At 43.0% G+C, this 21,876-nt stretch carries 20 protein-coding genes and 3 pseudogenes; 19 read left to right on the forward strand and 4 right to left on the reverse strand.

Going from position 1 to position 21,876, the window contains the following annotated elements; all coding sequences use genetic code 11:
* The 14 genes and pseudogenes from VZ94_RS06180 to VZ94_RS06240 all read left to right on the forward strand — a co-directional run.
* The coding region (locus VZ94_RS06180; RefSeq protein ID WP_045778575.1) for a chemotaxis protein CheA at positions 1 to 698 on the forward strand (698 nt) is incomplete at its 5' end.
* Positions 699 to 752: 54 nt separating this feature from the next.
* A pseudogene (locus VZ94_RS06185) lies at positions 753 to 1,284 on the forward strand (chemotaxis protein CheW).
* Positions 1,285 to 1,317: 33 nt separating this feature from the next.
* A complete protein-coding gene (locus tag VZ94_RS31720) occupies positions 1,318 to 2,352 on the forward strand; it encodes a PAS domain-containing protein (RefSeq protein ID WP_109867660.1) in 1,035 nt (344 codons plus the stop codon).
* Positions 2,353 to 2,549: 197 nt separating this feature from the next.
* A complete protein-coding gene (locus VZ94_RS06195; protein ID WP_082081416.1) occupies positions 2,550 to 3,554 on the forward strand; it encodes a methyl-accepting chemotaxis protein in 1,005 nt (334 codons plus the stop codon).
* A gap of 255 nt (positions 3,555 to 3,809) precedes the next feature.
* Positions 3,810 to 4,316, forward strand: a complete 507-nt coding sequence (locus VZ94_RS06200) for a chemotaxis protein CheW (protein WP_045778576.1) — start codon at positions 3,810 to 3,812, stop codon at positions 4,314 to 4,316.
* Positions 4,317 to 4,381: 65 nt separating this feature from the next.
* Positions 4,382 to 5,083: a ParA family protein gene (locus VZ94_RS06205; protein WP_239649680.1), complete on the forward strand. Its 702-nt coding sequence runs from the start codon at positions 4,382 to 4,384 to the stop codon at positions 5,081 to 5,083.
* Complete coding sequence (locus VZ94_RS06210) at positions 5,073 to 5,507, forward strand: STAS domain-containing protein (protein WP_052700263.1); 435 nt, start codon at positions 5,073 to 5,075, stop codon at positions 5,505 to 5,507. Before VZ94_RS06205 ends, VZ94_RS06210 begins: the two co-directional genes overlap by 11 nt.
* Before the next feature lie 114 nt (positions 5,508 to 5,621).
* On the forward strand, positions 5,622 to 6,458 hold the full coding sequence (locus tag VZ94_RS06215; RefSeq protein ID WP_045778577.1) for a CheR family methyltransferase: 837 nt from the start codon (positions 5,622 to 5,624) through the stop codon (positions 6,456 to 6,458).
* A gap of 5 nt (positions 6,459 to 6,463) precedes the next feature.
* Positions 6,464 to 7,102: a chemoreceptor glutamine deamidase CheD gene (cheD, locus tag VZ94_RS06220; RefSeq protein WP_045778591.1), complete on the forward strand. Its 639-nt coding sequence runs from the start codon at positions 6,464 to 6,466 to the stop codon at positions 7,100 to 7,102.
* The gene (locus VZ94_RS06225; RefSeq protein ID WP_439097704.1) at positions 7,086 to 7,391 is read left to right on the forward strand and encodes a response regulator; all 306 of its coding nucleotides are present in this window, start codon (positions 7,086 to 7,088) and stop codon (positions 7,389 to 7,391) included. The genes cheD and VZ94_RS06225 overlap by 17 nt, the downstream gene beginning before the upstream one ends.
* Positions 7,363 to 7,545 (forward strand): hypothetical protein, encoded by a 183-nt coding sequence (locus VZ94_RS33090; RefSeq protein ID WP_439097705.1) that lies wholly within the window; start codon positions 7,363 to 7,365, stop codon positions 7,543 to 7,545. Before VZ94_RS06225 ends, VZ94_RS33090 begins: the two co-directional genes overlap by 29 nt.
* Positions 7,546 to 7,594: 49 nt before the next feature.
* Positions 7,595 to 8,686 carry a protein-glutamate methylesterase/protein-glutamine glutaminase gene (locus VZ94_RS06230; protein WP_045778578.1) on the forward strand — a complete coding sequence of 364 codons (1,092 nt, stop codon included), beginning with the start codon at positions 7,595 to 7,597 and terminating at the stop codon, positions 8,684 to 8,686.
* Positions 8,687 to 8,699: 13 nt separating this feature from the next.
* Positions 8,700 to 9,309: pseudogene (locus tag VZ94_RS33095) on the forward strand (chemotaxis protein).
* Between the two features lie 23 nt (positions 9,310 to 9,332).
* The gene (locus tag VZ94_RS06240) at positions 9,333 to 10,061 is read left to right on the forward strand and encodes an oxygen-binding di-iron domain-containing protein (RefSeq protein WP_045778592.1); all 729 of its coding nucleotides are present in this window, start codon (positions 9,333 to 9,335) and stop codon (positions 10,059 to 10,061) included.
* A gap of 177 nt (positions 10,062 to 10,238) precedes the next feature.
* Here the strand turns inward: VZ94_RS06240 and VZ94_RS06245 are convergent, their stop codons facing one another.
* A complete protein-coding gene (locus VZ94_RS06245) occupies positions 10,239 to 10,667 on the reverse strand; it encodes a GlcG/HbpS family heme-binding protein (RefSeq protein ID WP_045778579.1) in 429 nt (142 codons plus the stop codon).
* Entirely contained in the window at positions 10,667 to 11,287 is a 621-nt protein-coding gene (locus tag VZ94_RS06250) for an arylesterase (protein WP_045778580.1), read from the reverse strand. Before VZ94_RS06250 ends, VZ94_RS06245 begins: the two co-directional genes overlap by 1 nt.
* Before the next feature lie 32 nt (positions 11,288 to 11,319).
* Between VZ94_RS06250 and VZ94_RS06255 the strand changes: the two genes are divergently transcribed.
* On the forward strand, positions 11,320 to 11,976 hold the full coding sequence (locus VZ94_RS06255; RefSeq protein ID WP_109867661.1) for an ABC transporter ATP-binding protein: 657 nt from the start codon (positions 11,320 to 11,322) through the stop codon (positions 11,974 to 11,976).
* On the forward strand, positions 11,973 to 14,453 hold the full coding sequence (locus tag VZ94_RS06260) for an ABC transporter permease (protein ID WP_045778582.1): 2,481 nt from the start codon (positions 11,973 to 11,975) through the stop codon (positions 14,451 to 14,453). The genes VZ94_RS06255 and VZ94_RS06260 overlap by 4 nt, the downstream gene beginning before the upstream one ends.
* 142 nt (positions 14,454 to 14,595) lie before the next feature.
* Here VZ94_RS06260 and VZ94_RS06265 read toward each other — a convergent pair whose 3' ends face one another.
* A complete protein-coding gene (locus VZ94_RS06265; protein ID WP_052700264.1) occupies positions 14,596 to 16,359 on the reverse strand; it encodes an alkaline phosphatase D family protein in 1,764 nt (587 codons plus the stop codon).
* Between the two features lie 161 nt (positions 16,360 to 16,520).
* Positions 16,521 to 18,995, reverse strand: coding sequence for a hypothetical protein (locus tag VZ94_RS06270; protein WP_131655481.1), 2,475 nt, complete (start codon positions 18,993 to 18,995; stop codon positions 16,521 to 16,523).
* Positions 18,996 to 19,247: 252 nt separating this feature from the next.
* On the opposite strand from VZ94_RS06270, the gene dusA reads away from it, so the two are divergent.
* The 3 genes and pseudogenes from dusA (at position 19,248) to hemH (ending at position 21,784) form a co-directional block, all read left to right on the forward strand.
* Positions 19,248 to 20,258, forward strand: a complete 1,011-nt coding sequence (gene dusA, locus VZ94_RS06275; protein ID WP_045778584.1) for a tRNA dihydrouridine(20/20a) synthase DusA — start codon at positions 19,248 to 19,250, stop codon at positions 20,256 to 20,258.
* Between the two features lie 11 nt (positions 20,259 to 20,269).
* A complete protein-coding gene (gene folE / locus VZ94_RS06280; RefSeq protein ID WP_045778585.1) occupies positions 20,270 to 20,812 on the forward strand; it encodes a GTP cyclohydrolase I FolE in 543 nt (180 codons plus the stop codon).
* Positions 20,813 to 20,814: 2 nt separating this feature from the next.
* Positions 20,815 to 21,784, forward strand: a pseudogene (gene hemH / locus VZ94_RS06285) (ferrochelatase).
* Positions 21,785 to 21,876: the final 92 nt, after the last annotated feature.

Below are 21,876 nucleotides of genomic sequence, written 5' to 3' on the forward strand. Positions count from 1 at the left end.
CCGATGATGGTAACGGCATGGATAAGAAGAAAAAACTTATTGCCAAAGCCATAGAAAAAGGCATTTTAGATGACAATGCGCAACTAACCGACAAACAAGCCTTTGAACTCATTTTCATGCCCGGTTTCTCTACGGCAGAAAAGCTCACTGACATTTCGGGGCGTGGCGTCGGCATGGATGTGGTACGGCGTAATATCGAAGCGTTAGGTGGAAACATCGATATTACCTCAGAATTAGGCAAAGGCACGACGATAGCGATACATTTGCCGCTAACGCTTGCGATTCTTGATGGTCAATCGGTAGCGGTTAGTGATGAAACCTATATTGTGCCGTTAGTATCGATTATTGAATCTATTAACATCACAGAAAAGATGTTAAATAAAGTGGCTGGCAAAGGCGAAACTTTTCGTTTGCGTGACCAGTACATACCTATCATTAGGATGCAGCAAATTTTTAACGTACAAAGCAAACATCCTACTAATAAAAATGCTGAAGGCGTCATTGTGGTTGTCGAAGGTCAAGGCATATTATGCGGTTTATTCGTAGACGACTTATTAGGCCAGCAACAAGTCGTGATTAAATCATTAGAAGCCAACTACCGAAGAGTTGAAGGCGTATCTGGCGCAACAATTCTAGGTGATGGCTCTGTAGCGTTAATCCTAGACGTGCCAGGACTCGTACGCATGTCTAATCGCTAGCCTGTAGAGACGAAATGTTTTGCGTCTCTACACTTTATCAAGGAGCTTAACACAATGAGCGAAAATCAAATTCAAAGCCAAGACACTAAAGAGCACGCGCAAGACCATTACAATAAAAAACTGGATAACGATGTGCAATATTTAAGCTTTGCCTTAGGCAAGGAAGAATATGGTGTTGATATTTTGCGCGTACAAGAAATTAGAAGCTGGGAGCCGGTTTCGAGAATTCCCAACGTACCGTCGTATGAAAAAGGCGTGGTCAATTTGCGCGGCTCTATCGTTCCTATCATCGACTTACGCGAACGCTTTAAACTGAAAAAACGCCGACTATACGTTACTCACTGTCGTTGTCGTGTTACAAACCGGCGACAGTAAAAAACCCAGAACCATGGGTGTTGTCGTCGATTCGGTTTCCGATGTCATTACGATAGATAAGACTAAAATACAAAACGCACCGGATTTTGGCACCAAGATTAGCAACGAATTTATTGACGGTTTAGCGTCGGTTAATGAACGCATGGTCATGTTATTAGACGTAGATAAATTACTACACCTAGAAGAATTGGATCAAACCGAAACTGCATAATGGGATAACCGTTAGAAAACGGAGGGAACAATAATGAAAATAAACATGCCCGTTACTGATAAAGAAGTGCTATTAACTAAAGACACTTTCTTAGTCACCAGGACTAACTTAAAAGGCGTTATCACTTATGCTAATGATGCTTTCGTCGAGACTTCAGGTTTTAGTCGCGAAGAGCTGATTGGCTCAGCGCACAATATTGTCCGTCACCCTGACATGCCACCCGCTGCCTTTGAAGACATGTGGAGCTGCTTAAAAAAAGGCTTACCGTGGAAAGGCATGGTGAAAAACCGTACCAAATCCGGTGATTATTATTGGGTTGAAGCCAATGTGGTGCCGGTTTATACCAATGGTCAATTACAAGAATATCTATCGGTACGTTACCCACCTAAGCGGGAAAAAATCGATGAAGCCGAACAGTTTTACCAAAAATTAAACGCTAATAAAGTGTCTATGCGGCCTACTGGCTGGGCAGCTATAAAAAAACAATTTTGCGAAATCGCGTTATGGAAAAAATTTACCTTGATTGGACTGTTATTCTTAATACCGAATAGCTACCTATTAGTTAAATTGCTAAGTGAACAAGATTATCTGTTAAGTTCAATTTTTGCTTTGTCGTTACTGTTATCGGGCTTTCTTGCCGTTAACTTATACCGGCTTATACATGCTACGCTGGAAACCATCATCGGAGTCTCATACCGTTTTCTCAACCACAATTTTAAAGCCAATGTCGATTTAGACCGTACTGATCAAATTGGCGATTGTTACCGTGCTATATATAGTGTGGGTACACTATTTAACGCCGACCTTGCCTTAGAGCACGAGGTTGAAAAGCATTTGAACGAACAGAATAGAATAAATATAGATTTTGTCAGTCAAGTTGCCGCGATTAGAAAATCGCAACCCGTCATTGAATTCAATATGGACGGCACCATTATCGATGCTAATGACTTATTTTTAGAGACTATGGGTTATACCTTAGATGAAATTAAAGGTAAACATCACCGCCTCTTTGCTGAGCCTATCTATGGTCAAAGCGCCGAATATAAACATTTTTTTGGGAACGCTTAAATCGTGGCGAAGCTGATACTGGCGAATTTAAACGGTTTGGCAAAAATGGTAAAGTGGTCTATCTGCGTGCTAGTTATTTCCCTATCTTAGATTTGGATGGCAAGCCCTATAAAGTCGTTAAGTTTGCTACTGATGTGACTCAAATCACTTTAACTAACCAAATTTTAGAAAAAGTGTTTAGCGATATTGGCATTACCATGCGTAATCTCGCTAACGGCGATTTAACCCGCACCATTACTAATCAATACGACGGTGTATACGGCGAGTGTAAAGACAATATCAATGAAACCATTGCTAAATTTAGTGAAGTCTTTGTGCAAATTCGTGACGCTGCAGACTTTATCGATAGCTCAGCACAAGAAATTTCTTCCGGTAATAACAACTTATCGCAACGGGCTGAGCAACAAGCGGCGAACCTAGAAGAAACTGCTGCTAGCATGGAAGAATTAACCAGCATTGTTAAAAACACCGCGACCCATGCCCATGAAGCCAGCGATTCGGTCGATTCCGCTAAGCAGTTAGCATTAAAAGGCGGTGACGTCGTTAAATCGGCGATTAGCGCGATGCAAGAAATCAATGAAAGCAGCAGCCAAATTGCTGAGATTATCTCTGTTATTGACGAAATAGCGTTCCAAACCAACTTATTAGCGTTAAACGCGTCAGTCGAAGCGGCTCGCGCTGGCGAACAAGGCCGTGGTTTCTCAGTCGTCGCATCAGAAGTGCGTAATCTAGCACAACGTAGCGCGACGGCAGCCAAGCAAAGCAGCGAGTTAATTCAAAACAGCGTACAAAAAGTGCGCGCAGGTAGTGCCCTGGTTAATGAAACCGGTGCGGCGTTAAACGAAATCGTTTCAAGTGTTGGCAAAGCCAGTGAGTTAGTCAATCAAATCGCTAAAGCCAGCGCCGAACAAACGGCAGGCATAGAACAAGTCAATAAAGCCGTTGCGCAATTGGATGAAATTACTCAACAAAATGCGGCCTTAGCGGAACAAGCCTCTGCAGCCAGCATATCGATGAGTGAGCAAGCGTCAAATATGACTAAGTTATTAAACTTCTTTAAACTCAACTCGCAGCACAAAACTAAACCGGCATTAGCGTCTAAACCAGCGCCCATTAAAACCGTACCCAATAAACCAGCGCCAGCACTAAAATCGCCATTAACATCAAAACCTAGCCCCGACGACGAATGGGAAGAATTTTAATAGCAACCCTTGTTAGTAGCCGCAAGGTAGGCATTGCTTACCTTGCCTCTGCAATACACTTCACTCAAGGTGTTTAACATGTTTCAATCCACAACCGACCTCATCTGTCGGATGACAAAGCCACCGACAGATAGAGACCGGTGGCTTGCCTCCCCGTGAACGAGGGGGCTACTAGAAGATAACAAGGCACTCGCCTCGTTTTCAACTTTCACGACTCTCCCTAAAGGGGGAGGTTACAAGCTGCAAGGAAATTTGATGAATAACGCCATAGATGCTAAAAATAATCCGATGGAATCTAATCACATTCAACAATTTCTAACGTTTCAACTAGCTGGTGAGGCGTATGGTGTGGACATATTAAAAGTCCAAGAAATTAGAGGCTGGGAACCCGTCCGGGTCATCCCTAACACGCCGCCCTATATTAAAGGCGTGTTAAATCTACGAGGCTCAGTAGTACCTATCGTCGATTTAAGAGACCGATTTGCGTTAGAACATAGCGATTACAACCAGAAAACTGTCGTCATCGTCTTGTGTGTTAAGCATTTACACAGCACGTTTGTTATGGGCATTGTCGCCGACGCGGTATCTGACGTGCTAGACATTAAGCTGGATGAGATAAAAAAAGCGCCTAACTTCGGTACGCGTATTGATACTCGTTATATGCGCGGTATGCATGTTTATAAAAAAAATATGATTATGTTGTTAGATGTCGATAAATTGTTAAATCCCGATGAACTTGAAAGCCTGGATGGCTTGGAGTAGTCCGTGAGAGTTGTCGCAATAGTTAACCAAAAAGGGGGGTCGGTAAAACGACGACTTCAGCTAATTTGTGTCACGCTATTGCTGAAACGGGAAAAAAGGTAACCGTCATTGACTTAGACCCGCAAGGTCATTTAGCCGTGTCATTAGGTATTCGAGATGCTAGCCAAGACGGTATTGACGCCGTTATGTTAGGCGAGAAAACGTTGGAGCAAGTTGTATTACCGGTCAGGTCTAACCTGCAGCTCATCGTTTCCGGGCCTAAGCTGATGCAAATCGAGCAATTAAATAGCAGCAGTCCACATCGTGGCGATATGTTGAAAACAGCGTTAGCCTCAGGTTTAAGCCAGCAAGATTATATTTTTATCGATTGCCCACCGTCATCAGGCTTATTAGTGGTCAATGCGTTATTCGCCGCTGACGAATTATTAATCCCAATGACTAGCGATTTCATGGCATTGCAAGGCTTATCGCACTTAATGGGCACTGTGAAAAAATTTGAAAAATCACTGACCAAACAATTTAAACTCTGGTTAGTCATTTCGCGTTACACGCCTAATCGGAAAATATCTAAACAAGTGTTAAAGCTATTGCTACACCACTTTCCCAACACAATTTTAGCAACCGTTATTAAAGAAACTAACGTCTTAGCCGAATGCCCTAGCTTTGGCAAGACTGTATTAGAATATAGCCCCGGTAGTCGTTCAGCATTGGATTTTCAAAAGCTTGCAACTGACTTTATAGAAGGCAAGGTAATGTATGGCAAATAATGAAGAAAATAGTCTTATAGGCTACGACCCCTTAGCATGGATGGAGCAAGAGCAAACCGATGTAACCGAACCTAGCGATGATATTTTAGCGGCTACCGGTTTGATGACGAGCCAAGACAATGAAGACAGTGATATTGACCCAGAACTCGTAGCAGAAAATAGCTCTGAACCTGATGAAGAGGCCGCCATGATTGATGACACGACCGAACAGCAACAGACTGAAGATGAAATCAGCGCCGAAAGCCCGGTTTTGCTGGAGCCTTTGCAAAATATTCAAAATGTCGGTCGATTACATCAACGCTTGAAAAAAGTGTTGGCAGCTAATGACTTAATTGAAATAAACGCTTCCGAAGTGAATTCTATTGATACCACAACGTTACAGCTTCTGGTGGCATTAAAAAAAAGACGTGAGCAAATTAGATAAGATTTTATTGTTCGACTCACCTTCGCCGCGTTTTTATGAATCGGTTAAGTTGCTGGGCTTACTTGATGTGCTTGACATTAAATGATACTCAACCGTTGAGATAAGCAAACCAACATGGCCGTCGTAGAGAAAGAACGAGAGTTTAAATTTACCTTCGATGATTTTAATTTTCTTAGAAGACTATCGAACCAACACTCGGGTATACAAGTACCCGATGAACGTTTTGATATGTTTTATTCTCGGCTTTCTAAACGAGTCAGACGATTAGGTTTTACGACGTTTAAGGAATATTGTGATTATTTAGAGCAAAATCCTGAGTTAGAATTTACCGATTTTATTAATGCTATCACAACTAACTTAACCTCATTTTTTCGAGAAAATCATCATTTCGACTATTTACGCGATACCGTAATTCCTGAATTATTAGTCAGAAACCAAGCGACTCGCACGATTAAAGCATGGTCAGCAGGTTGCTCTACTGGTGAAGAACCTTATTCAATTGCTATGACGTTATTAGAAAACGTACCAGCAGGATGGGATATTAAAATTCTGGCAACCGATTTAGATACGGCCGTATTAAGAACAGCGGAAGAAGGAATTTATACTGAAGACCGTATTACTGGCATTGATGAAAAACGCGTCAAAAAATGGTTTTTACGCAATAAAAATAACCCGGAACACGTCAAAATGAGTTCCGAATTAAAACAAATTATTCGTTTTAAACAATTAAATTTAATTAGAGAATGGCCCATGAAAGGCCCGTTTGATTTTATTTTTTGTCGTAATGTTCTGATTTATTTCGACAGAGAAACCAAAGCATCGCTGGCCAAACGCTATGCCGAAATTTTAGCGAGTCGGTCATGGTTATTCATAGGTCATTCCGAATCTTTAAGCCAATTATCAACGGATTTGGAATTAGTGGCTTGCACCAGTTACCGGAAAATAAAGTAATTACCATGAGTAACAAAGAACCCATAGACAGCCCTTCCATTGCTGGTTTTGAACAAATTAACCGCTACATGGATAACACGCATGGCATTATTGCGGCAAAATTATTGCCAGGTGAATATTATGTCACCAAAGAAAATGAACTCATCACGACAGTGCTAGGCTCGTGTATTTCCGCCTGTATCCGCGATAAAGAAAGCGGTATAGGCGGTATGAACCATTTTATGCTCCCGGTCACGAGTACCGAAAAGCTACGTCAGCAAAGTCACATGCTGGTTAATAATGCTACGCGTTATGGCAACTATGCTATGGAGCATTTGATTAATACGATTTTAAGCAACGGTGGTAAACGAAAAAACTTGGAAGTTAAGGTGTTTGGCGGCGGAAAAATTATTCCTACGCTCACCGACGTAGGTATCAAAAACATTGAATTTGTCCTTGAGTATATCGATACTGAAGGCTTAAAGTTGCTATCTCAGGATTTAGGCGATATTTATCCACGCAAAATTATTTACTTTCCACGCACAGGTAAAGTCGGCATGAAAAAGATTCAAGATTTACACAATGCGACCATTGTGCAAAGAGAACGTCAATATTTTGAACAACTTAAAGATGCGCCTGTGGGCGGCGATGTTGAATTGTTTTAACATCGATACACTTTATAACTATTATGAAAAAGTACGCGTACTGATTGTTGACGATTCTTTGCTTATCCGAGAAGTGTTAACAGAAATCTTAAATTCCTCTCCTGAGATAGAAGTCGTAGGCGCTGCCGAAGATGCTTTTGTCGCTAGAGAAATGATTAAACAATTAAATCCTGACGTGTTAACACTGGATATAGAAATGCCGCGTATGGACGGCATTACTTTTTTTACGCAATCTGATGCGATTAAGGCCTATGCCCGTCGTGATGATTTCTGTGCTAACCGAACATAACGCGGACATTACATTAGAAGCGTTATCGATAGGCGCTGTTGACTTTATTGCTAAACCCGTTGTTGATGTCGAACATACGTTAAATGACTATGCCGAGGAAATCATAGAAAAAGTTATCATGGCATCAAAAGCTAATTTCAAAAGGACGACATAGTTGTGTTATCACTCTTCAACACTCTTAAGACAGGTTTTAGGTTGTGAATATGAATAAGATACGTGTACTTATCATTGATGATTCGGTCTTAATCAGAAAAATATTAACGGAAGTCTTATCATCATGCCCTGATATTGAAGTCATTGGCACGGCCGCAGACCCATTAATTGCTAGGGATATGATTAAGCAATTAAACCCTGACGTACTCACCTTAGATATAGAAATGCCGCACATGGATGGCATTACTTTTTTACGCAATTTAATGCGTTTAAGGCCCACACCGGTGGTCATGATTTCGACCTTAACGGAAAAAGGCGCCGAAGTAACATTAGAAGCGCTCGCGTTAGGTGCGGTAGATTTTGTGTTTAAACCTAAAGTCGATGTCGTTAAAACCTTAAATGAATATGCAGATGATATTATTGCCAAAGTTAAATCGGCGGCTAAAGCCAATGTACGAAACTTAGATTATCGTCCAGTTAAAACTCGAGACAACGAAGCGGCGGCTGTTAGACATCAGACAGAGGCTGTTGCTAAACCCAGCCAGAAAAGCCAAGTTTTTAGCAATAAAATCATTGCATTAGGCGCATCAACCGGAGGCACCGAAGCGATTAAAGTCGTTGCTAAAAGCTTACCGGCTAACACTCCACCGGTATTTATTACACAACATTTACCGGCCGCCTTTAGCGAATCGTTTGTGCGCCATATCGATTTAGTCACGGAAATGACGGCATCTATTCCAAAACATGGACAACTTGTCGAAGACGGTAATATTTATGTGTCACCCGGCGATAAACACATGCAAGTCGTCAAAGAAAACGGCAAATATGTTATTCATCTAAACGATGGCCCACCGGTAAACCGCCATAAACCCGCTGTCGATGTTTTATTTCAATCGGTCGCTAAATGTGCCAGCACAAACGCGATTGCGGTATTATTAACGGGCATGGGTTCAGATGGCGCATTGGGCATGAAAGAAATGCATGATGTAGGCTCACTCACCGTCATCCAAGATGAACAATCTTGTGTCGTTTGGGGAATGCCTGGCGCGGCTTACAAATTGGGCTGTACCGACTACGTTGTACCGCTTGAAGAAGTCGCGAATAAAATTCTTACTTTAGTTAAACAACTGAAACCTAACTAACCGGTGAACGACTATGACTAATCAAACTAAATCGCAATTTGTTGCCGTCGCATCGATTACCTCAGAATTAAGCGCGGTCATGGTTGTTGCTAAAGAAATTTCACTGGCGGCGGCCAACGCGAAAGCGATTGCATTTAGAGCCGGTGACAAAGCCAAAGGCTTTCAACCGATAACCGATTTTATTAATGAGCTGGCTAAAGAAACCATTGAGCTAGTTACGGCGATTAATATTTATGCGCTCTCGTTATATCGCTTAACGGTCAACGAATATAGGCGAACGTTAGTCTATAACAAGCTTGAGTTAGTCTCTAAAAAGTGCCGCGAACGCACCTTACGCAGCGTCTATGCAAAAACCGCTGGAAAATGCCAAAAACTCTATGCAAAACTGCCAACGACAGTTTAAACGCGACGTTAAACAATTGTTAGATCAATTAGAAGCCGTCATGCATCATGCCAGAGCTGCGCGCGTTATTGCCGCGAACTCGCGTATAGAAGCGTCACAAGCCGGTGAATATTTACAAAGCTTACAAGCCGTCGCCGAAAGTGTCGATAAGGCCGCGCATACTATTCATGATAATGTGCAACGTTGCAGAATCGCATTATCACTTTATCGCAACAGTTGATAACTAAAAAAGGTAGTGTTTTCATGAAAATGACAAAAATATATGAAGGCTCACATCAATGGATTATGTTTGGGCGCGATGAGAACAAACCCGCTAAGATTGTCGATAGCAATCAATATGCTGTGCGCACTGCAAATCGTTGTTTGTTATTAGAGCCAGGTGGTGCGGAATTATTTGCCCCTATGATGGCTGCAGTATTGCATCATGCGCCTGTCGAGCAAATTACCGATTTATTCGCATCACATCAAGACCCCGACGTTATTTCATCGTTAGGCTTATGGGATCAAGCCTTATCAGGGGCTAAACTACACGCCCCCGCCGCATGGGAAGGCTATTTACGCCATTTAGGTTGCGAATCCATCGAATATGTCGGTATTTCGGATAATGGCGGTACGATAAAATTGGAATCGGTAGAATTACAACTTATTCCTGCGCATTACTTACACTCACCGGCTAATTTCCATGTCTACGACCCGCAAGCCAAAATTTTAATGTCGGGTAAAGTTGGCTCAGCCTTTGAATCAGCCAGTGCGCCGATGTATGTTGAGCATTTCGATTCACATGTCGAAAAAATGCGTTACTACCACCAACGCTGGATGCCGTCAAACCACGCTAAACGCGCCTGGATTGAGCGGGTTAGAAATTTAGACATCGACATCTTAGCACCGCAACATGGCCGGATTTTCAAAGGCGATGATGTCAAACGTTTTTTAGATTGGTTTGATGCGTTACAAGTTGGTATAGCTGTTTAATGAAGCCCGCTGGCGTCGGCGCAATGCCGACTGCCCAGCGTAGCTATACTTTATAGGTTTTTGCTGCCCACTGTAGGGTACGCTACGCGTACCTTTTTATTGATTTTATTACGATTTTTTTAATGGTACGCACAGCGTACCCTACTCAAAAAACGCACATGACGGTTCAGGGATATATTAAACACTCGCGAAAAACCCGACACCTTCAATACCGGCAATCGCGCAACGCTCATCTTGCTCAGACACATCGCCGCTAATTCCCACAGCACCTAATAGCTTATTCTCGGCGTCTCTAATTAGCACACCACCCGGTACCGGCATGATTTTGCCATCGGAAATACTCACTAAGGCATTCATAAACTCTGGTTTTTTTTCAGCCACCGCCGCTAGACTACGCGATGACACCCCCATGTTAACCGCGCCCCACGCTTTGGCAATAGCGATTTGTTGTCTGATAACCGTCGCGCCATCTTCGCGCTGCATGGCTTTTAAATGACCTGCGGTGTCTAAAACCACAACAGTCAATGGCGCTAGGTTTAATTCTCTAGCTACATGAATAGCAGTATTAATAATTTGGTTCGCTTGTTTTAACGATAATGCAGTCATTAGCGGGTCTCGGCCTTAAGTAATGGGAACAAATAAGAGGCTATTGTGTCAGCGATAAACGGTTGGGCTCGTGCATTAGGATGTAAACCATCGGCTTGCATGAGCTCAGGTTTTAACGCGACGTGTTCTAAAATAAATGGAACTAGCGGAACGGCTAACTCTTTAGCCAGTTCCGGATACACTTGATAAAATTTTTCGATATAGGCTTTGCCATAATTAGGTGGAATTTTCATGCCTAATAACATGGCGTTGGCACCGGCTTTACGCGAGCGCGCGATAATTTCGGTTAAGTTCGCTTTCATCGCTAACGGTGATAAGCCGCGTAAGCCATCGTTTGCACCTAGCTCAACTAGGACATAAGCTGGATGATGTGCGCTTAAAATCTTATCTAAACGCGCTAAACCGCCCGCACTGGTTTCACCACTAATACTTTCATTAACAATATGATGCGGCAATTGGGCTTGTTTTAATTTGTCTTGTAATATCACCGCCCAACCCTGAGCTTGCTCAAAACCATAGGCAGCACTAATACTATCACCTAAAATCACGATGACTGGCGTCTCGGCGCGAACCGGTAATGCTATAAATAGCATGACGAATACCACTAACATTTTGGACATTATGCACACTCAATCAGAACGTTTTACAAGAAATTATCATAACGGAAAACTTAGGCAAATCCGTTACAACTTCAGATGGAATTTTACATATCTTGTCATCGATAGATTTGATAATCAAATCCGCTGAAAGCGTCGCAATTATTGGCGAATCTGGCTCGGGCAAATCAACACTGATAAGTTTATTAGCCGGACTAGACACGCCCAGCACAGGCCGCATCGTCATCAATGGTCACGAACTCACCGCACTAGACGAAGACGGTCGCGCTTTAGTGCGCAATCAGCTGATTGGTTTTGTATTTCAATCATTTCAGCTATTACCCAGTTTAACCGCGTTAGAAAACGTCATGCTACCGCTAGAATTAGCCGGTGAAACTCATGCCAAAGACATTGCTGAAAGCTTATTAAACCGCGTCGGTTTAGCCCAACGTTTCCACCATAAACCCAAAACCCTGTCCGGCGGCGAACAACAACGCGTCGCGTTAGCGCGCGCTTTTGCCAGAGAGCCGGCTATTCTCTTCGCCGATGAACCCACCGGTAATTTAGATAGCAAAACCGGCGCTCATATCATCGATTTATTATTTGCGCTCAATCAAGAACACCATACCACGCTGATTTTAGTCACGCATGATACGGTGCTAGCCGGACATTGCCAACGCACGATAAAGCTTAATGCGGGAGTACTCGCATGAACATTAACTTAAGCTTACGCTTACTGTGGCGAGATACACGCTCGGGTGAACTCAGCTTATTGCTCATCGCGCTGATCTTAGCCGTCGCCTGTACTAGCGCTATTACGTTATTTTCTGAGCGCCTAGAGCGCAGTATGCAAAAACAAACAGCGGAATTTATCGCCGCTGATTTAGCCATTGCTAGCCCAGATGAAATACCAGACGCTTGGCAGGCAAAAGCCGAGCAACTCGGTTTACAACTCGCCCATACGTTAGATTTCACCAGTGTCATTGTACATAACGACGACATGCTACTCGCTAGCGTCAAAGCCGTCACAGAGAAGTACCCGCTGCGTGGCGCACTAAAAACCATAATCACAGATTACCATGCTGAACAGATTGAAAATCACGGTCCAGCACCGGGTAAGGCCTGGGTCGATGAGCGTGTTTTATCAGCATTACATATCAAACTAAGTGACAATATTACCGTCGGTGAACTGGCGTTAAGCGTAGAAAAAATCATCACTTATGAACCCGATAGACAAGTCGGCTTTTTTAGCATGTCACCGCGCGTGCTGATAAATAATAGCGATTTACCAGCGACGCATATTCTGCAACCCGGCAGTCATGTGCATTATTTTTTTCAATTCAGCGGTAGCGAATCCGCGCTTAACAGTTTTAAAACCTGGCTAAAACCCCAGCTCACGCCGTCACAACGGTTATTAGACATAGAGCAAGACCGGCCTGAAGTCGGCTCGGCACTAAGCCGCGCTGAGCGTTATGTCAGCTTAGCGGGTTTACTCGTTATTATCATCGCCGGTGTCGCGATTGCAATGTCAGCCTCGCGTTATGCAGAACGCCATTTTGATAATGTCGCGTTACTACGCTGTTTCGGCTGCTCACAAAACGCTATCTTAGGCTTGTTTATCAGCCAACTGATTAGCCTAGGTCTGATTGCCTGTAGTCTTGGCATTGGGTTAGGCTGGCTAACTCAACATGTGTTGTTTTTATTATTACAAGATATTTTACCCAAACCATTAGCCGACACGGATTTAACAGTCGCTAGTTACGGCTTTGTTATTGGTTTTTTACTGCTCATCGGCTTTGGCGTCGCCCCGTTAACCCGATTACGACATGTGTCACCCTTACGCGTATTACGGCGGGATTTAGCGCCTATGCCCACTAACACCTGGATAAGCATAGGATTAAGCTTAATCATTATTAGTCTATTACTTTGGCATTACACGCAAGATTTACGCATGACCGCGATAATTTTAGGTGTAGGCTCAGTGAGTGTCTCCTTATTAAGCGCGTTGATATTCCTGATTCTTCGCGCCACACAACAAGTTTCAGCCCACACGCCGTTAATTTGGCGTTTAACCCTGCGTAGCTTGCTGCAACAACCTACAGCGACACTAAGCCAAATCATGGCATTTGCGATTAGCTTAAGCGCAATGAGCTTGTGTTACAGCATCGGTAATGATTTATTAAAAAACTGGCAACAACAATTACCCACTCAAGCACCTAATCATTTTGCGTTGAATATTTTTCCTGAGCAATTATCCACGTTTCAACAGCTATTAAATCAGCAACAACTGACTAGCAGCCGTTTTTACCCCGTTGTGCGCGGCCGCATCATCAGCATTAACGAGCAACCGGTACAGCGCTTTGTCCGTAAAGATAGTGCAGGCGAAAATGCAACCCATCGCGAGCTTAATTTAACTTGGAGTAACGAGCTTCCAGAAGATAACCAGATTAATCAAGGCCAATGGTGGTCAAGTGTTAAGCCCGGTTTAGTCTCAGTAGAGCAAAAACTAGCAGACAGTTTAAGTATTACGCTAGGTGACCAGTTAGAATTCACCATAGGCAGTGAGCACATCAAAGCTGAAGTGGCGAGTATTCGTAGCCTACGCTGGGACTCCATGAAGCCGAATTTTCTAATGATATTTTCACCAGGCACACTGAATGAGCAACCGCATACGTTTATCACTAGTTTTTATTTACCTGACGACCAAAAAAACGTATTAAACCAAATCATGCAAAGCTTTCCTAACGCCACCTTATTAGACGTCGCGCCGTTGTTAACCCAGTTTAAAACCATCGTGTTACAACTATCACAAGCGCTGAATTTCATTTTGTATTTTGCGCTTGCGGCAGGCTTTACCGTCATGTTTGCCGCGCTACAAACCAGCTTAGATGCGCGTAAACAAACCGGTGCCATTATGCGAACCTTCGGCGCTTCACGAAAACTTCTCGTCACCAGTCAACGGCTTGAATTCGCATTACTCGGTGCTATTGCTGGGCTTATCGCCGTTACGCTATCAGAAATCTTATTGTATGCGTTATACACTCAGCTATTAGACTTGAGCTATCACATTAATCTCGTGTTAGCGTTAAGCGTGCCGACCTTAGCCTCTGTGCTGTTAAGCTTTACCGGCAGTTGGAGTTTGCGCAGAGTGGTTAATCAGGCACCGCTTAAGGTGTTGCGGGAGCAGTAGTGTTTTTGAATTTAAACTGTCCAATCAGAACTCATAGTTTTGCACTACCCGTCATTCCGGCAGGGATTGCCGAAATCCAGTGCCATGGATGGCAAGCGTGGCCTAGAGTGCAATAAATCCACTCTAGGCAAACTCATCGTGCTTAAAGTTGAGCGTGTACAGTAAATTTACTTAACACACTAGGCTTACGTTTAATAATTTCAGCAGGGTTAGCGGCTAATTCTTCAGCTGTATACGTTGGAATACCGTAAGTTGTGATGGTTAAAGCTTGTGTTTCAGCATCTATATCAAAGCGGCTCCAGCCAAAAGAAAATAACGCCGCCGTCGCATTAGCGTTGGCATCGAATGTGGCGTCGATTTTAGGGTTATCTTGTAAACCGATGGGGGTATAACCCAAATTAGTTAGCTGTAGATTGATAACCGATTTTAACGTCTCATTTTTAACGGCCATAGGTAAAGCATTAAAACCCGCCATGTCACTGACACCGACGATGGCAAATAATTGTGCTAACAGCACATTACCGTTTGGCACTTGGCCTAACAAACCTAGTACCGCATCACCAAAAGCAGGCTCATAGGCTACTGAGCCAGTCGTAATTTCAAACGCTGAGGTTTGATAATGCGGCGCAGCTAATGGGTTGCCAGAAGTCGCTAATGCGTTCAACACGTCTTCCCGGCGTTGATAGGTTAAATCGTTAATAATCGTGCCATGTATATCAGCAGAAACAAACACCACGTTTTTGATTTTGTTTTCATCAATAAAACGCAATATTTCTGAGCGCTCAGAGGCATAACCTTCAAATCTATCTGAAGCCGCTAATACACCTAAATTCTGAATCGGCTCTGGTACAGCAATAAACTTCCAAACCACGTTATCGGCTTGCGCATGTAATAAATCGACTTTTAATTGCGCTAATTGGCGCTGACCAAGCATGGTGCGCGTCGTCTCCGTGGTCGCATCGAATGAATTGGCAATAAACGTTCCAATCTGTGTTGCATTGCTAATATCACTAACGCCATCTAATTCATCATCACGGAATGAGCGTGCATCTAAAATGAAAACACCAGCGGTAGTGCCATAACGTTGCACACGGTATAAATTCGGCCTGCCGTCAGTTAATTCATCACCTATCGCCGGATAATAAGTATTGGCAATGGCGTTATAATCAAAAAATGCCCGTAAACCATTTTGATATAACTTAGTTTGATTGACTAACCCCGTAGTTTCTGGAAAACACGCACACGCCGAGGCCAACGCGCCACCCGAAAAATCATTTCTGACTTCATGGTCATCTATCGTCGAGAAGATGGAGACCTGCTGTTGTAAATTAGCAAAGGTATTACGACCCAAATGACGACCATAAACTTCATTATGTTTTAATCTAAACTGTCTTAACGTCTCTGCGGAACCCTTAGGAACAGCCGGGCTTTCATGGTCAGCATAAATGGTATCGCCTAATTTGATAAAGAAATCTAAGTTCTGGTCAGACGACTTAGCTATCGCATTTTTTAATGCCGGATAAGGCGCTAACTCACCGCGCCAATCGCCCGACACGCCAAAGCTTAAACCAACCTGGCCTCCAGCAGGGGCTGTTTTAAATGAACCCGTTAAGCTTTGGCCTTTAGGGTCGGTTACTGTATAGCTATAGGTTTTACCCGCGCTTAGCCCAGTAACCGCCAGCTTAGCGGGAATCAACGGCTGGGTAACAACCACTTGCTGATCGGTCACAACTGTTTCAGCATCTTTAACTTGAAACCTGACATTACCGGCTAAACTGCTACGCGCCCAAAGCACTGTTGACGTGGCGGTAGTATCGCCGCTAGCAATACCATTAGGCAGTTTAGCGAAAACCGGCTGTGCCAGTGCTAATAAAACACCTAGAGTAATTAATGATGTGTTAGTCATAGAGAAACCTTTTTTTGGCTTGGGAAAATTAAGAAAGCTAGCGTAGTTTAGTGACAGTTAGATGACGAATATCCTGTTTAGAAAACTGATACAGTAGTGAGATTAGACTCAAGGTTACCTATTTGAATATTTAATACATTGTTAAATCAATTTGTTACATATTAATTCACTGACTTTTGGCAATTTTTTTGTTTACATCGAATTGATTTTAAAAACATTGATTTTCGTGAGTTAGCGCCGCCGTGTTCAAACCAATATGGCGTTGCTTTTGCCCAAATGGTATTGCCGTATTGTTTATGCAAAATATTGAAAGCTCGTTGGGAACTTGCAGCGTGACCAACACAACCGTAGCGAGTAGTCCTGATAGCGCGATGTAAATTAGCCGCATGTTGATTTTTACTGGCTTCTGAAAGCCAAAACACCCACTTAATAGGCAAGTCTATTTCCCTCGCGATCACTGATTGAGTCAAGTATTCAGGCGCATCTGGGATAGCTTCAAGTTTGTTGATTTCATCTTTATCGATTAATTGGTGGTAAGGATGATGCATAAGAAAATCTTTTTGTCGATTAATAAAAGGTGCTAGTTCATCCGAGTTTTCATCCGCAAGAAAAATTTTGTCACTGTAAGGAATAATTTTAGCTGCTTGATACACCTTATTTTCCAATGCTTCGCTATCAAATTGGCACCACCAGTTATTGTCTTTGTGGTTATAAACATCAATAGCCGTTAAATCCAGAGTTTCGGGTGTTGATAACGCCAACTCCATAGTAAACGGTATCGGGCGAAAACGCGGCATTCGCAGCATAAAATCGACATAATCACTGCTCTGATGTTGACTGATACTGGTTAATAGCGGCTCTCTAATGGCAGGGTGATACTTGGCTACTAATACGGCGAAACGATCAATTAAGCCGTCATCCGCGTTCAGTAAAAAAGCGCGCGTTAAAGCGGCTCTAGCAAGATAGGCTTTATATATTTCAGGAAGATGAGGGTCACTTGCTAAACTAAAGAACTGATTAGCAGGTAATAAGTTAACCATGTATTGCCAAAGATCGTCGCGATTACCGATATATTCGCTGAAATACCCGCTAAATTCTTTGGCATCATAGTAGGTAGCAACTGTTTCTGGCCAATTTGCAGCCAATAACACACGCCAATTTCTAAAGCCATAGGGATATTGCTTTAGAATAGCGCTTAACAGACGGCGAGCTTGGTCAATTTCACCCGTATAAACCAGCCAACGCAACCCTTGTTCTAAGCTAGATGCATATTCGTAATAATCCATACTAATTCTTTTAGTAGGAAATACCTCTCTAAAATTAGGATATTGCTCAATCAGTGCAATAACGTCGGAATAGTGCTTAAGCCCTAGCTGTAATCTGATGAGATGCTTCCATAGTTCAAATAACCATTCACGATATTCTTTGGTTTCTCCTTGCCATTGTTTTGTTAGATAAGGTGATGCGATTTTAATAACAGCCTGCGCACGCGGATCGTTGGGATGCACACGTTGAATAGCGATTTGCAGCCATTCCCCTGCCTGGTTTTGTTGCCAACGCTGCCAAGCGTGTTCGACAATATTTTTATTTTGTTGCCAATACGCCGCATCATTTTGATGCAAAGCCCAAAGCCAGTCGTGGTTAAAAACGTTATAAGCCCACTTTGCTTGCAGCCAATCGACGATTTCATTGTTCGATGCCAATGCTTTGACCGCTTGCATTCGCGTGGAAACACCAATGCTTTCGTCAGTTAACCACCAATCGACTGATTGTGATTCTGGGTGGTACAACGGAAAGAAACGGTCGAGCTGCTCTAAGGCATCAAAATAATCGTGAATGGCTAGCCGTAAATCAGTCGAGTTTAACGGTGAAACGTTGATGATAGTCATCAACCAACGGAAATGCTTCGTAGCTAATTCAGGCGTTATATAGGTGTGAGTCCAGCCATTAGAATTCATAATAATAAATTTGTAATTAGCGGCGATGTCATGTACCGATTTTAAAGTAGGATTGGCTTGAATTTGGTCAATTTTTTCATAGGCTTCATCGGCATGAGCCATATTTTTAAGGCAGCGTAAGGTCATGTAAGCGGCAAACGCTTGCAGCGGTGCCTTGGTATCATGTTCAACTTGCTGATATAACGCTAACGCTTTGTCATATTCATGGCGATAAAAATGCCAGCTCGCCAGTTGATATAAAAAATCACTGCCGGCTCTTTTGGGTAACTTTTCACTGACATCAATGGCTTTGGGTATTACCGCATCTCGTTTCCGGTTATCGCAACTGGAAAAAACAGCATCTTGATTTTTAGCCCAGAGTTTTTCATACGAACTAGACTCGCCTAGCTCTTGCCGAATTTGTTGCAGAATCGTTAATGCCGAGTCGTATCGGCAGTCTGAAAAACCATATCCAGTATTTAACAGCCCTGGATTTTCAACACCCATGCTAAGTAATAGCTTATGCCACACTGTTTCAGGATAGTTATTATCGAAATAGGGTGCATCATTGAACGGCTTTTCCGTACGATGGGCATATAAACTTTCAGATAGGAGCTGCGGCCTGTCGGTTGCCAATGCAAGCGGTATCGGTAATAGAACTACACAGAAAAGACAAGAGACGACGATATTAGGTTTCATAATGGTGTTATCGCTTGAGATGACATTCTTGAAGTTGAGTATAAACACTTGTTAACTAGCATTATAATCTGCACATAGTAAAGACATTAAATTATTTCTTTATCAGTATTCGTAAGCGTTAAGCGAATGTTTGATAATCCGGCTTACAACTAGCATTAAACTGCCACTCGTTACTAAGTTGCTTTTAAAATTTACGGTTTAAGGTCTTTTTCAAGATAATAAGTAGCTCTAACAAGATTATCTAAACACCTCATGATTCACCACACCCAAACCCCACACCGCTTTTGCATCGCCCCGATGATGGACTGGACCGACAGCCATTGTCGGTTTTTCCATCGTTTGTTGTCGCAACACACGGGTTTATATACTGAAATGGTCACAACAGGTGCATTGATTCACGGCGATGCGGCTAGATTCTTAGCATTTAATCCTAGCGAGCATTATGTGGCGTTACAGCTGGGCGGTAGCGTGCCTTCAGAATTAGCGTTATGTGCGCGCATGGCGGAAGAGTTTGGCTATGATGAAGTCAATCTTAATGTCGGCTGCCCTAGTGATAGAGTGCAAAATGGTAGTTTTGGCGCGTGTTTAATGGCAACGCCTGAATTAGTTGCCGATTGCATAGCGGCTATGAAGTGTGCGACTTCGCTACCGGTTACGATTAAATGCCGTATTGGTATTGATGACCAAGATTCGTATGAGGAATTAGCGCATTTTATCGCCACTGTTAAAGCAGCCGGTTGCCAGACGTTTATTATTCATGCGCGTAAAGCCATTTTATCGGGCTTATCGCCTAAGCAAAATCGTGAAATTCCACCGTTACGCTATGATGTGGTGTACCAGATTAAACGCGATTTTCCTGAACTAACGATTATTTTAAACGGTGGCGTGACCACGTTAGCGCAAACTGAAATCTTGTTAACTCAGGTCGATGGTGTGATGGTTGGGCGTGAGGCGTATCATAACCCTTATTTACTCGCGGGTGTTGACCAACGGTTTTTCGCCGATAATAAGCCGATTAAAAGCCGTCAACAAGTGGTTGAGGAATTAATCCCTTATATACAAGAGCAATTGGCTAAAGGCGTGCGTTTACACAGCATCACTCGCCATCTATTAGGCTTGTTTCATGGTCAAATCGGCGCTAGAGCTTGGCGGCGACATTTAAGCGATTATGCCAATAAACCAGGTGCGGATGAATCGGTAGTGTTACGAGCATTAACATTTACAATTCCTGATGTATACTGCCCTACTACTGTTACTTTTTGAGCCTATCAAACATGGAAGAGCATTTTGCCAAAATCATTGAAGCCGTTGGCGAAAATTTAAACCGCGAAGGTTTAATCGATACGCCTAAACGCGCCGCCAAAGCCTTTAAATTTCTTAATAATGGCTATGAAAAAACCTTAGAAGATGTTCTCAACGGCGCAATATTTACTGCCGATACCGAGGACATGGTCATTATTAAAGATATTGAGTTGTTCTCGTTATGCGAACATCACTTATTACCGTTTATTGGTAAATGTCATGTGGGGTATTTGCCACAAGGTAAAGTCTTAGGCTTATCCAAAGTCGCGCGTATCGTCGATATGTATGCGCGACGCTTACAAATTCAGGAAAAATTAACAAAGCAAATTGCTGATGCGATAGAAACGGCGATTAACGCGCGTGGCGTGGCAGTCGTGATTGAAGCTAAGCACTTATGCATGATGATGCGCGGCGTGGAAAAACAAAATTCGGTGATGACTACATCGGTGATGACCGGTATTTTCCGCAAGCACATCAGCACGCGTTCGGAATTCTTAAACTTAATCAATCGTTAATTATGGCTGAGGTTGATACTGGCATTTTACTGGCGAACTTAGGTTCACCCACCGCACCGACCACATCAGCGGTTAGAAAATTTTTAAAAGACTTTTTTAGGCGATCCACGCGTAGTTAATCTACCAAGACCTTTGTGGTGGTTGATTTTACATGGCGTGATTTTGCCGTTTAGACCCGCTAAATCCGCTCATGCGTATCAGGCCATTTGGAATGCTGAACGCGGCTCACCGCTAAGCTTTCTGACTCATGATGTAACAGAGCTATTGCGAACCGAACAACAAGCATCAAATGTTGTCGTGTCTTATGCTATGCGTTATGGCGAACCGTCTATCGCTACGCAGTTACGCCATTTTAAAGCCTTAAACGTAAAACAAATCATTGTGTTACCGCTGTATCCACAGTATTCATCGACGACAACCGCATCGATTTACGATGATTTAGTTAAAGAGCTTAATCGTTGGCGGCATATTCCCACATTCAAATTCATTAGCGATTATCATGATAATCCGGCCTATATTGCCGCTGTTGCTGAGCAAATCCAGCAACATTGGCAAGCACACGGTCGTAATCAAGTATTACTGATGTCGTTTCATGGCTTGCCTAAGCAACTGGTTACCTGGGGCGACCCGTATTACCATCAATGCCAACGTACTGCCCAGTTAATCGCTGACGCCTTGCAACTAACGCCTAGCGAATGGCAGCTAGTCTTCCAATCGCGATTTGGCAAGGCCGAATGGTTAAAACCTTATTGCGTAGAGACGTTACAAGCCTTGCCGGGACAAGGCATCATTAGCGTCGATATGGTATGTCCAGGCTTTGCCGTCGATTGTTTAGAAACCCTGGAAGAAATTGCGATAACCAATCGCGAGCTGTTTTTAAGCGCTGGCGGCCAAGCGTATTGCTATATTCCAGCGCTAAATGCTTCGTTAGCGCATGTTAACGTACTAAAAAACGTACTTGAGTTATCTTGAAAGCCAACTATATTTTTAGGATTTAGCGAACTTTGGCGTGACTGTTAGGTCTGGTTTGCGTTTTTATAGGCTACACGCTTAAGACGAGACAG

The sequence above is a fragment of the Methylocucumis oryzae genome (assembly GCF_000963695.1).
Classification (GTDB): domain Bacteria; phylum Pseudomonadota; class Gammaproteobacteria; order Methylococcales; family Methylomonadaceae; genus Methylovulum; species Methylovulum oryzae.